Origin of the sequence: Nocardia nepalensis, from assembly GCF_048910785.1 — a bacterium.
Classification (GTDB): domain Bacteria; phylum Actinomycetota; class Actinomycetes; order Mycobacteriales; family Mycobacteriaceae; genus Nocardia; species Nocardia nepalensis.
Genome location: NZ_JBKBET010000037.1, coordinates 361,544 through 373,479, shown reverse-complemented (window position 1 = coordinate 373,479; position 11,936 = coordinate 361,544). Strand labels below are relative to the sequence as shown.

The 11,936-nt window shown below is 68.3% G+C and carries 9 protein-coding genes; 5 read left to right on the top strand and 4 right to left on the bottom strand.

Annotation, left to right across the window (positions count from 1 at the left end; translation table 11 throughout):
- Positions 1–6: 6 nt before the first annotated feature.
- Both ACHQ4I_RS33300 and ACHQ4I_RS33295 read left to right on the top strand, forming a co-directional pair.
- Positions 7–1,668: a class I adenylate-forming enzyme family protein gene (locus ACHQ4I_RS33300; RefSeq protein ID WP_420775854.1), complete on the top strand. Its 1,662-nt coding sequence runs from the start codon at positions 7–9 to the stop codon at positions 1,666–1,668.
- On the top strand, positions 1,665–2,885 hold the full coding sequence (locus ACHQ4I_RS33295; protein ID WP_420775853.1) for a cytochrome P450: 1,221 nt from the start codon (positions 1,665–1,667) through the stop codon (positions 2,883–2,885). The genes ACHQ4I_RS33300 and ACHQ4I_RS33295 overlap by 4 nt, the downstream gene beginning before the upstream one ends.
- A gap of 48 nt (positions 2,886–2,933) precedes the next feature.
- Here the strand turns inward: ACHQ4I_RS33295 and ACHQ4I_RS33290 are convergent, their stop codons facing one another.
- The 3 genes from ACHQ4I_RS33290 to ACHQ4I_RS33280 form a co-directional block, all read right to left on the bottom strand.
- Positions 2,934–4,211 (bottom strand): phthiocerol/phthiodiolone dimycocerosyl transferase family protein, encoded by a 1,278-nt coding sequence (locus ACHQ4I_RS33290; protein ID WP_420775852.1) that lies wholly within the window; start codon positions 4,209–4,211, stop codon positions 2,934–2,936.
- A 23-nt stretch (positions 4,212–4,234) separates the two neighbouring features.
- Complete coding sequence (locus tag ACHQ4I_RS33285) at positions 4,235–5,032, bottom strand: arylamine N-acetyltransferase family protein (protein ID WP_420775851.1); 798 nt, start codon at positions 5,030–5,032, stop codon at positions 4,235–4,237.
- Positions 5,033–5,115: 83 nt separating this feature from the next.
- Positions 5,116–6,060 (bottom strand): phytanoyl-CoA dioxygenase family protein, encoded by a 945-nt coding sequence (locus tag ACHQ4I_RS33280; protein ID WP_420775850.1) that lies wholly within the window; start codon positions 6,058–6,060, stop codon positions 5,116–5,118.
- Between the two features lie 393 nt (positions 6,061–6,453).
- On the opposite strand from ACHQ4I_RS33280, the gene ACHQ4I_RS33275 reads away from it, so the two are divergent.
- The 3 genes from ACHQ4I_RS33275 to rubN8 all read left to right on the top strand — a co-directional run bounded on the left by ACHQ4I_RS33275 (position 6,454) and on the right by rubN8 (position 10,176).
- Positions 6,454–7,575 carry a DegT/DnrJ/EryC1/StrS family aminotransferase gene (locus ACHQ4I_RS33275; RefSeq protein WP_420775849.1) on the top strand — a complete coding sequence of 374 codons (1,122 nt, stop codon included), beginning with the start codon at positions 6,454–6,456 and terminating at the stop codon, positions 7,573–7,575.
- A gap of 27 nt (positions 7,576–7,602) precedes the next feature.
- Positions 7,603–8,838, top strand: a complete 1,236-nt coding sequence (locus tag ACHQ4I_RS33270) for a methyltransferase domain-containing protein (RefSeq protein ID WP_420775848.1) — start codon at positions 7,603–7,605, stop codon at positions 8,836–8,838.
- Positions 8,839–8,901: 63 nt separating this feature from the next.
- A complete protein-coding gene (gene rubN8, locus ACHQ4I_RS33265) occupies positions 8,902–10,176 on the top strand; it encodes an amino sugar nitrososynthase RubN8 (protein WP_476445413.1) in 1,275 nt (424 codons plus the stop codon).
- 16 nt (positions 10,177–10,192) lie between these two features.
- On the opposite strand, the gene ACHQ4I_RS33260 is transcribed toward rubN8, so the two are convergent.
- Complete coding sequence (locus ACHQ4I_RS33260; protein ID WP_420775846.1) at positions 10,193–11,743, bottom strand: FAD-binding oxidoreductase; 1,551 nt, start codon at positions 11,741–11,743, stop codon at positions 10,193–10,195.
- Between the last annotated feature and the right edge of the window lie 193 nt (positions 11,744–11,936).

Below are 11,936 nucleotides of genomic sequence, written 5' to 3'. Positions count from 1 at the left end.
AGTCTCGTGAACCACACCTCCACTCGCTACGCCGATCACCTTTCCGCCGACCTGCGCAGGGCCTGGGCCGACGCGGGCCACTACCCGGGTCGGGACCTGTACTCCCTGTTCCGTGGCCACGTCCAGCGCGCGCCTGATGCGCCCGCCGTACTGGACGCCGGGGGGCCGGTCCGCTACGACGAACTGGACCGGACAGTCCGACGCCTGGCGGCGGGGCTGGTGCGGCTCGGCATCGGCCCCGGCGACGTGGTGGCGGTCCAGTTGCCCAACGCCCGCCTCGCGTGTGCCGTCGACCTCGCCGTCGCGGCGGTGGGCGCCATTGTGCTGCCGTTTCCGCTCGGCCGCGGCGACCGCGACGCGGTGAGCCTGTTGCGTCGCTCCGAGGCGGTCACGGTGATCACGGTCGCCGATCATCACGGCTATCCCTGCGCCGAGCGCATCCGGAAACATCTGGACGCCCTGCCGATGCTGCGTACCGTCATCGTCGCCGGGGACGGTGCCGCCGAGACGCCGGGTTGTGTGCCGATCGAGACCCTGTTCGCCGCGACCGCGGACGAGTTCGTGCCGCGGGAATTCGACCCCGACGGTCCGGCGCGGATCCTGGTCACCTCCGGTTCCGAGGCGGAACCGAAAATGGTCCTGTACTCGCACAACGCGCTGGCCGGCGGGCGGGGTGCCATGATGACCGGCCTGCACCGCGGGTCTGCGACCACGATGCGCAACCTCTTCCTCGTCCCGCTGGCGTCGGCCTTCGGTTCCAGCGGTACGCCGGTCACCCTCGCGACCCTGGGCGGCACCCTCGTGCTGAGGTCGGCCTTCGACGCCGCTGCGACGCTGCGGACCATCGCCGACACCCGCCCCACCCACCTGCTGGGTGTGCCGACGATGTTGCGCATGCTGCTGGACCGTCCGGAGCTCCGGGACACCGACCTCAGCTCTCTGCAAGCCGCCGTGGTCGGTGGGTCCGCGCTCGACCTGGACACGGCACGGCGCGCCGAGGAACTGCTGGGCTGCACGGTCGTCTCGCTGTACGGCTCAGCCGACGGTGTCTCGTGCAACAGCGGTCTCGGCCGGTACAACGGTACGGTCGGCCGTCCCGACCCGGCTGTCGCGGACATTCGCATCGTCGACCCGGACGGGCTCGAACTCCCGGCCGGAGAGACCGGCGAGGTTGTCGCGCGCGGCCCGATGTCGCCGATGAGCTATGTGAATTCGCCCGAGCTGGACGGTGTTCTGCGCACTCCGGACGGTTGGACACGTACCGGGGATCTCGGGTTGATCGACGACCAGGGGCGGCTGCGGCTCGTCGGGCGCCGCAAGGATGTGGTTATCCGCGGCGGCCTCAACATCAGCCCGGCAGAGATCGAGTCGGTGCTGATCACCCATCCCGCGATCCGTGACGTGGCCTGCGTCGCGGTGGCGGACCCGCTGTACGGCGAGCGCGTCTGCGCCTGCGTCGCCACCTCGGCCGAGCTGAGTCTGGCCGATGTCACCACCCACCTCGCCGCAGCCGGGATGGAACCACGAAAGTTCCCGGAACACTTGTTGTTGCTGGCCGCCCTGCCGCTGAGCGCCGCGGGAAAGGTGGACCGGCAAGCGCTTCGGATGCAGGCTGCGAACCAGGGATCCGGCACGGCCCGGTCCGGAACAGAGGATGTCACCGCATGACTGAGGAAATCCCGGAGCCGATCTCGTATCTCCGACACTGGGATCGCACCGAACCGTTCGATCCGCCGGCGGTGCTCGGTGATCTGGTCCGGACCCGGCCACTGACCAGGATGGTGTATCCGGACGGTCACGTCGGCTGGCTGGCCACCAGCCACGACCTCGCCCGTGAGGTGCTCAGCGGTCAGGCGTTCAGCCACCGGTTCTACGACACCCACGCCCCCGTGACGAAGAAGGGCGAGATCTTCCCGTCCGTACCGATCGTGCCGGGCGGGTTCATCCATATGGATCCGCCGGAGCACACCCGTTATCGGAACCTGCTCAGCGGCGAGTTCAGCGCCCGCGCCACGGAGGCATACGCCCCAGGGGTGGCCGAGCTGGCCACCGCGCAGGTCGCCGAGGTGCGCGAGCACGGCTCGCCGGTCGACCTCCTCCCGACCTTCATTCGGCCGCTCTCGCTGCGGGTGTTGTGCGAGGTGATGGGCGTCCCGTTCGCCGGCAGCTCGGTACTGTCCGCCCTGAGTGACAGCGCCACCGATGACGAGGTCGGCCTCGAGGGGGAGCGGGAGGCCGGGACGCGGGCGTACCACCACCTGATGGATCTCGTGGGCAAGGCACGGGTGGAGCCGGGCAAGAACGTCATCGGGCGACTGGCCGCCGATCCCGAGCTGACCGACCGTGAGATCACCAACATGCTGCTGATCGTCTTCGCGGCGGGCTTCGCCAGCTGCGAGGGCGCGCTCGCGTCGTCGTTGCTGGCGCTACTGCACCATCGCGACCAGCTCGACGCGCTGCGTTCGGCCGCCCGGAGCGGCGGTTCGAGCGGTATCGGGGGAATGGTCGAGGAGCTGCTACGGCACACCTCGGTCAACCAGTTCCAGATCTTCCGGACCGCACTGTCCGATGTAGAGCTCGCTGGGGAGCTGATCCGCGAGGGGGAGACGGTGACGGTCGCCTTGCCGGCGGCCAACCGTGATCCGGCCAAGTTCAGTTGTCCCGACAGGTTGGATCTGAGCCAGGACGCGTCCGCCCACCTGGCCTTCGGGTATGGCGTCCACGCCTGCGTCGGGCAGCGGCTGGCGCGGCTGGTTCTGGCCGAGGCGCTGACCGCGCTGGTGCTCGACCTGCCCGGACTCGCTCTGGACGTGCCGCTGCAGGAGGTGCCGGTCCGTCTGAAGACTCCGGTGCTGAGCGTACTTCGCCTGCCCGTTCGCTACTGATCTCGATTTTCCCGAGCGGCCGGTTCGCATCCGGCCGCTCGGGACGCGCTATCGCCGCGGCGCCCGATCAGCGCATGCCAGTAGCGAACCGCGGATGTGGTCGTGGATCGAGTCCATCTGCTCGGTCGTGAAACACTGTGTGCTGTACGGCATTTCGATGCTGAACCGGCCGTAGATCGTCGTCGGCGACGCAAGCAACGGGCCCGCGCCGCGCTCCGGATCCCACCGGCTGGACAGCGGGAATTTGGTCATGTCGACGATCTCGAGTCCCTTCGGCGACGGCGGCCCGTCGATTTTCCCGACATTGGTGAGCACCAGACTGGTCGGCCAGAGCTGAGGGTGCGGGAGCAGCCGGTCCAGGGCCTGCATCTCCATCGCCGCGTCACCACGCGCGACGCCGGCGCGCAACCCGGTGGTGAACCGCTGGCCGAGCTCGACCAGATCGACCGCGGCGGGCACCTCGAGCAGATCGCGATACCAGGAGACCATCGGCACCATCGCCGCGTGGCTCAGGCCCGGCGCTACTTGGTCGCGCAGGTCGACCGTGCAGAAACTGGACAGCCGATGGCCGTCCAGTTCCTCGGGCAGACCGGCGCGTACGGCCGCCAGCAGTGCCGCGGCGACCAGTCCGTTCACCGACACTCCGGCGTTCTTGGCGAAGGCCAGCAGACCGGTGGTCTCCGCTTCGGTCAGCCAGAGCCGACGCGAGGTCATCAGGCTCTCGGCCGGTACTGGGGCGGACCCGGCCGCCCGGAACGGCAGCGCGGCAACCGGTGCGCCCTCGGCCCGCTCGAGCCGCTCCTGGACGTAGCTGTCGAGCTCGGCCTCAGTGCGCGGTGGGAGCACATCATCGAGCGGCCCCGGCCACTCCTGCGGCTGCGGTAGGGGGGCCGAGTAGTTGCCGGATTGAATGTCGATGTAACGCTGCCAGATCCGGCGGCAGAACTCGGTCGCGCTGCGGCCGTCGCATATCGCGTGGTCGACGCCGAACATCACGACGTCCTCGTCGGAGCCGGTCAGCAGGACGGCGCGTGCGAGCGGGCCACCGAAGTACAACGGCTTGTTGTATTCCTGAATCTGAGCGCCGGGCTCGTTACGCCGGACGTGCAGGCGCGGCAACTCGTCCGGCTCCAGCAGGCTGAGATAGTAGTCGTCACCGTCCTTCTCCAGACGGCTGCGCGGACCCGGCGCCTCCGCGAGAACGGCGGTGAACGCCGCGTCCAGAAGCTCCGCGTCGACGCCGCCGCGCACCACGCAGATCTGCAGCGCCTGCGTCCTGATCTCGCTGACGTACATCATTTCCGACCGGGCAATTCGTCGGCGCATGAAGTCCTCCTCGTTGTCGAAATTCAGCCGGCTTCGCCGGCCAGGATCGCGCTGCGATGCGCGTACCAATCACCGTCGTCGGTGACGGTGCGGGTCTTCTCGATGCCCGCCCGGACGGTCAGGTAACGACGGCCCTTCAACACCACCTGGCCGTCGCGGACCGCTCGGCTGTAGAGCTCGGTGCCGTCACCGGCGGCCGCGAGCGCGGCGTTGATCGCCTTTTCCGCCGGCGCCCAGTCCGACCGGTCGCGGACCTTCGCGGTGAACTCGTAGACCGTGCTCCACTGGCCGAGTCTGGGGCGGCGCTGCAGCGATATGCCGTCGGCGCCGGAGGTGAGCCGGTACCGGCAGCCGTACTGGCGCTGCTCGCCGGCGTCGCCGTCGAGACGCAGCGGCTCGATGAAAGACGGCCCGGCGTAACCGATATCGGCCAGCCAGGACCCGCCGTGCACGCGGACCAGTATGAGCATGTGCTCGACCTCGACCCCGTACGACTGACGGCCCTCCGCCGTAGTGCCGGCGATCAGGTCGGCATCGAACCCGAGGTCGCGCAGCAGCCGCAGGAACAGCCGGGTCATCTGGACGCAGCCGCCGCCCCGGCCCGCCGCGACCACCGAGTCGAACGTCGCGTCCTCGTCGAAATCGACCAGATCGACGAGCCGACCGCTGGGCGCCGGCACCGCAAACGAACCCGCGCTGTTGAACGGAATGTTCTCCATGTGCCGCTTGTGCAGTGCGACCAGGGCCGCCAGATCAGCCGCCGGCCGGCCGGCGGCCGGGTCGTACCCCAACCGCCGCAAGTACGTATCGCAGTCGTACATCGTCTGTCTCTCTCCGGGGCGTCCTAACGCAGACAGGCGGCAGGCCGGAAGGCCTGCCGCCTGTCGGATCCGACCGTGAACCGCTATTCGTCGTTGTCCTCGAACGAAGACACCAGCGGCCGCAGCGGGGTGAAGTCGTGCCAGGGGTCTTGGATGATCTGACGCCACGTCGCGTCGTGCCCGCGGACCTTCAGCCGGAAGTAGACCGTGCGCCGGACGGCGTCGGAGGTGTTGCTGCCGACGTTGTGGCCGACCATGTAGTGCTTCAGCAGCAGGTCCCCCGCGCGGGCGCGCACCTGCTCCCGTTCGGGCAGCTTGATGTCCGGATAGGAGGTGAACGCGTCGGGCCCGTGCTCACGGAAGTACTTGGCGTGCTGGCGGTGCGTTCCCGGCCAGACATAGAGGTTTCCGGTGTCGTCGCCGTCCTGGTCGGTGAGGAAGAAGCCGGCGAGCATGGTGAAGGTCCGCGGCGGCTCATCGGCCTTGCGACGCATGCCGCCGTCGATGTGCGGCATTCCCCGGTCATCGATGTAGGGCGGGTAAGTCATCGCGATCTGCGTCTGCCACGGGTATTCCATGGCACCGTCACCGGTGAGTTCCTCGGCGAGCGAGAATGCCTCGGTGTCTCGCAGCAGCGCCGCGAGGTCTGGCTCCTCCTCCCACATCGGGAACATGAAGTGCGGTCCGGCGTGCCCTTCTTCTGGCGAGTGCGTGCGCAGCTGCTTGTCCACCGCCGCGTTGGCCGCGGCCAGGATGTCCGGGGGCACGACGTCCGGGATCACGATGTAGCCGCGTTCGGCGAACTCCAGCAGCTGTTCGCGGGTCAACTTCCGCTGCACGCTCAACGTCTGCGAGTCGATGCTGCCCGGCTTGGCCGCGGTGGGAGGGGCGGGTGCGGCGCGCCTGGCCGATTCCAGGATCGCTCGCTCGATCGCCACCGTCGCGGACGCGCCACCACGGGTCAGGGCGGCGATCGCTTGCTCGATCCGGTCGTCAACGCGAATGGTGATCGTGTTGTTTTCAGCCACGAACTTGCCACCCTTCCTGTCGCATCTGATGTCTGGGACGTGGTGCCGATGCTATTTCGAATGCGGATGGATCTATATCCCTCGATCTGACAGCACCTGGCGGGCATTTCGTTGGCGTATTTATCGCTCGCCAAGCTCTCCATCTCGTAAGAAAGCGCGGCCGACGCGGGGCGGCGTATGCCAGAGATCGACAGTGCGCTCGGCGGTTCTTCCGCGACGGCTGGACGACTAGCAAGGTGAGGGATCCAGGTCGGGTGGCCCGGACCTACCGTTTCCGGTGAGCATCGCGCGACCGGGCCGGATGAAAGAAGTGAGCGTTATGAGTGTGACTCGGGGAGCGGGAGTGGTGGGTCGCACGGTCGATGCAGCGTTCGCACACGAGGGAGGGCAACGGTGACGATCCGGGTGTGGGACTATCTGCCGGAGTACCAGGACGAACGCGAGGAAGTGCTCGCCGCGGTAGCGAAGGTATTCGAGTCCGGCCAGTTGATACTGGGTCCGAGCGTGGCGGGATTCGAGGCGGAGTTCGCGGCGTATCACGGTGTCGCGCACTGCGCTGGCGTGGACAACGGCACCAACGCGATCAAGCTGGGGTTGCAGGCGCTCGGCGTTGGCCCCGGCGACGAAGTGATCACGGTCGCCAACACCGCCGCGCCGACCGTGGTGGCCATCGACGGGACGGGTGCCACGCCGGTCTTCGTGGATGTGCGCGAGGACGACTTCCTCATGGACACCGACCAGGTCGAGGCCGCGATCGGCCCGCGAACCCGGGCGCTGGTCCCCGTGCACCTCTACGGTCAGTGCGTCGATATGGCTGCGCTGGGCCGGTTGGCCGCCCGGCACGGCCTGGCCGTCCTGGAGGACTGCGCCCAAGCGCACGGCGCGCGCCACCACGGCCGCGTGGCCGGCGCGATGGGTGATGCCGCCGCGTTCTCGTTCTATCCCACGAAGGTTCTCGGCGCGTACGGCGACGGCGGTGCCGTGATCACCGGCGACGAGTACATCGACCAGAACGTCCGGCGGCTGCGCTATTACGGCATGGAGGACCGCTACTACGTGGAGCGGACTCCCGGGCACAACAGCCGCCTCGACGAGGTACAGGCCGAGATCCTGCGGGGCAAGCTGCGCCGTCTCGACGCCTACATCACCGGGCGGCGCATGGTCGCGCAGCGCTACACCGAGGCACTGGGCGATCTCGCCGAGCCGGGCGGGCTCGTACTGCCGGCGGTGTCGCCCGGCAATGAGCACGTTTACTACCTGTACGCGGTTCGGCACCCCAGGCGGGACGACATCATCGAGCGGCTGCGCGCATACGACATCGCGCTGAACATCAGCTACCCCTGGCCGGTGCACACGATGACCGGATTCGCGCACCTGGGCTATGCCAAGGGCGCACTGCCGGTCACCGAGAAACTGGCTGGCGAGGTGTTCTCGCTGCCGATGTACCCGTCGCTACCGCTCGACAGGCAGCAGGCGGTGATCCGGGCCCTCCGCGAGGTGCTGGCCGGACTCTGAGACAACTATCCGGTACGGAGGAACACCATGCCGCAAGAACTTGCGACCGCAACCTGCAGAGTGTGCGACGGGACTGTCGAGGAGTTCCTCGACCTCGGCCGTCAGCCGCTGTCGGACGCATTCCGTGAACCGGACAGCGCCGCAACGGAATTCTTCTTCCGGCTCGCCGTCGGGCGATGCGAGTCGTGCACGATGGTGCAGCTCACCGAGTCGGTGCCGCGGGAGAAGATGTTCCACGAGGATTACCCGTATCACTCGTCCGGGTCGGCGGTGATGCGCGAGCACTTCGCGAGCGTCGCACGACGGTTCCTCGATACCGAGCTGGCCGGCCCGGACCCGTTGATCGTCGAGATGGGCTGCAACGACGGCGTCATGCTGAGCACGATCCACCGGGCCGGCGTACGCCATCTGGGCTTCGAGCCCTCCGGGCGCGTGGCCGATGCGGCCCGCGCCCAGGGCATCCGGGTACGCACCGCGTTCTTCGAGGACTCGACGGCGGCGCAGGTCCGTGCGGAGGAAGGACCGGCCCAGGTCATCTTCGCGGCGAACACCATGTGTCACATCCCGTACCCGGCTTCGATCTTCCGTGGCGTCGACGCGCTGCTGGCGCCGGACGGCGTGTTCGTGTTCGAGGATCCGTACCTCGGTGACGTGGTGGCCAAGACGTCCTTCGACCAGATCTACGACGAGCATTTCTTCCTGTTCAGCGCGCACTCGGTGCGGGCCATGGCCGAGCACTACGGATTCGAGTTGGTCGACGTGGAGCGGCTGCCGGTGCACGGCGGCGAAGTCCGGTACACACTCGCCCGGGCCGGAAAGCGCACGCCCAGTGACGCTGTCGCCGCATTGCTCGCCGAGGAGGACGCCCGCGGGCTGTCCCGCACGGCCACCCTGCGTGGCTTTGCCGACAGCGTGATGCGCGTGCGCGACGATCTGGTGCAACTGCTGCGACAGCTGCGCGCCGACGGATCCCGCGTGGTCGCCTACGGCGCCACGGCGAAAAGCGCCACAGTCACCAACTTCTGCGATATCGGGCCCGAGCTCATCTCCTACGTGTGTGACAGCACGCCCGCCAAGCAGCACCGGATGACGCCCGGCAAGCACATCCCGGTACGCCCGCCGACGGCGTTCCGGGATCCGTACCCGGACTACGCGTTGCTGTTCGCGTGGAACCACGCCGAAGAAATCATGGCGAACGAACAGGAATTCCGCCGCTCCGGCGGGCGATGGATCAGCTACGTGCCAAACGTCCGGGTGCTCTGAGGGATCGAAGAGGCTATGCAGGAACAGGACACCGCGTCACCGTCCCCCGTCGGTACCGCGTTGATGGGGACGGAACCGGACAAGCCACGGCCGGCCGTGCCACCGGGCGACCTGGCTACCGCGATCACCGAGCCGGGTCGAGAATTGCTGACCGTCTTGGCTCGGCACCTGCCCCGGATACGGGCCGCGGCGGCGCCGAACGACCAGGACGGCACATTCCCCGCCGAGACGTTCCGCGACTTCGCGCGTGACGGCGTGCTGGGCGCGACCGTGCCCGCCGAGCTGGGCGGCATTGGTGTCAGCGGGCTGCACGATGTGGCGGTCGCGCTGCTGCGCGTCGCCGAGGCGGACGCCTCGACCGCGCTGGCTCTGCACGCCCAGTTCAGCCGAGGGATCACCCTCACATACGAGTGGCGATACGGCCCACCGCAGACCCAGGAGCTTGCGGAGCGGCTGCTGCGCGCGATGGCCCGCGGCGAGGCGGTGATCTGCGGCGCGGTGAAGGACCACGGGCGAGAGGTCACCCGGCTGCGCCCCGACGGTTCTGGTGGTTGGCTGCTGTCCGGCCGCAAGACCCTGGTGACGATGGCGCCGATCGCGACGCATTTCGTCGTCTCCGCCCAGGCACCGGTCGCCGGGGGACCAACGCTGCTGTACGCCCCGATCGTGGCCCGGGACACTCCGGGACTCTCCGTCATCGACGGTTGGAGCGGTCTGGGCATGCGCGCGTCCGGCACGCTGGACCTGGCGTTCGACGACTGCCCGGTGCCCGCTGGCGACGTGCTGGAGCGTGGCAGCGTCGGCGCCCACAGCGATGCGAGCCTCGCCGGGCAGGCGATCAGCTCGGTCGCCATGCTCGGCATCTACGCCGGTGTCGCCCAGGCTGCCCGCGACCTCGCGGTGGACGCGGTCACCCGGCGGCTGGCAGCACCGCCCGCGGCATCGCGCACTCTGATCGCCGAGATCGAGGCGCGGCTGTACACGCTGCGTGCCGCCGCGTCGGCCGCGCTCGTCAACATCGACGAACTGTCCCCCCGTCACGACATGGATCCGGATGAGCGTGGCCGACGGATGATGACCCCGTTCCAGTGCGCCAAGCTCATGGTCAACCACCTGGCGGCCGAGGTGGTCGACGACTGCCTCACCGTCGTGGGCGGGGCCACGTATACCGAAGGCCATCCGCTGGCCCGGCTGTATCGGGACGTGCGTGCGGGCCGGTTCATGCAGCCGTACACATACGCCGACGGGGTCGACTATCTGAGCGCGCAGGTGCTGGGCCTGGAAAGGGACAACAACTACGTGAGCCTGCGGGCGACCCGGCCGGTGGAGGGCCGGTAGCGAGGAGCGGCCCGCGTCAGCCGATGCCGCGGTCGAATCGGAAGAACCCGTCCGGATCGTAGTCCCGCTTGATACTCACCAGCCGGGGGTAGTTCTCGGCGTAATAGGAGTTCTGCCAGTCCTCGAGCGCCGGGTCCATGTAGTTCTGGTAGCTCTCGTGCAGGGAATTCCGGTCGAGTACCGCGAAGCCGTCCGCGAGCCAGCGCTCACACGACGTCGTGTCCTCGTCGGTGTAGGTGAGGTCGGGCAATTGCGCGGTGAGACCGACGACAAACTTCGTGGTCCGGTGCACATACGCGGTGTCCGTGCGGGCCGGTTCGTTCGCGGCGCCCCCGAGTGCTTCGAAGTACAGCTTCCGGGCGTGCTTGTCCCGGTAATTCCGCGGATCGGTCAGAACTGCCAGGAGGTCCGCGACGTCTGCGCTCGGCATCGCCGAGTCGAACATCCGGCACCGGGTGCGGTAGTAGTTGTAAGGCGCTACCCGCGCGTCGGGAGTGGTGCCGGCACGGTGGCACTGCGCGGTGGTGAGATTCGAGCACCCATAGATCTGCATCATGGCGTCCCGCACCGAACTATCCTGGGCGGCCCGTCTGGACGGCGCCACGCCGATCGCTCCGACCAGTTCGTCGAGGCGGCGCTCGAGCTCCTCCGCGGTCCCGTACCAGGTGCCCGCGATGAGCGCCATCGTGTCGGGTGCGGGCGGTTTCTGGATGCTGCACAGCAGGACCGAGGAAAGATCGTTGGGTGCCGCCAACATCCACTGCTGCCAGTGCTCGATCACGGTGGCCGTGTCACTTCCCGACCACATCAGCAGGTAGCCACCCACGGTGTCGCGCTGCACCGGTTCCAGCGTGTAGCTGGTGATGACGCCATAGTTGCCGCCGCCGTTGCCGCGTAGCGCCCAGTACAGATCGGGATTCTCCTGGGCCGAGGCCCGCACGAGACGCCGGTCCGCCAGCACCACGTCGGCCGAGACCAGCCGGTCGCAGGCCATGCCGTACTTGCGAGTCTGATAACCGATACCGCCGCCCTGGATGAAGCCGCCGGCGCCCACCGTGGGACAGAGGCCACTGGCCAGGGCCAGCCCATGTGGGGTCAGGGCGTCCAGCGCGTCGACCTGCTGGATGCCCGCGCCGATGGTGACGTGCGGTCCGTCGATGCTGACCCGGTTCATCCTGGAGACGTCCAGGATCATGCCGTTTGTCGTCGAATAGCCACCGAAACTGTGCCCCCCGCTGCGTGGAACGGCATGCACGGCATTGTCCTGGGCGAACGCTATGGCGGCCTGCACGTCCTTCGCGCTCTCGCAGTAGGCGATCGCCATCGGATCGGTCTTGTCGAACATGGCGAGCGACTGCTGGCTGGCCTGCCCGTAGCGCGAGTCCGACGGCAGGATGACCTCACCATCGAAGTGACGGCTCAGCGAGCTCCAGTCGACCGTGCCGTCGCCGCCTTGGTCGGGGAGGGCCGTGGCGAATCCGATCGGCCTCGAGGCGCTGGTCACCGCACCGGCCGCGGTCGCGACGGTCAGCCCCAGGAAGGTGCGACGACTGAAGTTTCCTGTCACAGCGGATTCCCCTATAGGAGTTGAGGCGTCGCGCGGCGGCGGATACGTCTGCCGCATTGCGTGCCGCGACAGTGGCGGGCCGTTCCGCCCGCGGCACGGGCGGCGGGTCGGCAGCAAAGCCGCGGAGCACTACCCCGCGAGATGGCGCTAACGGTAATCAAGGGGTGTGGTGGTTTGGATCCCTCACCTTGAC

Excerpts from the sequence above, each read along its gene's own strand:
- ACHQ4I_RS33295 (WP_420775853.1), top strand. The coding sequence starts at position 1,665 with ATGACTGAGGAAATCCCGGAGCCGATCTCGTATCTCCGACACTGGGAT.
- ACHQ4I_RS33290 (WP_420775852.1), bottom strand. The coding sequence starts at position 4,211 with ATGCGCCGACGAATTGCCCGGTCGGAAATGATGTACGTCAGCGAGATC.
- ACHQ4I_RS33285 (WP_420775851.1), bottom strand. The coding sequence starts at position 5,032 with ATGTACGACTGCGATACGTACTTGCGGCGGTTGGGGTACGACCCGGCC.
- ACHQ4I_RS33270 (WP_420775848.1), top strand. The coding sequence starts at position 7,603 with ATGCCGCAAGAACTTGCGACCGCAACCTGCAGAGTGTGCGACGGGACT.
- rubN8 (WP_476445413.1), top strand. The coding sequence starts at position 8,902 with ATGGGGACGGAACCGGACAAGCCACGGCCGGCCGTGCCACCGGGCGAC.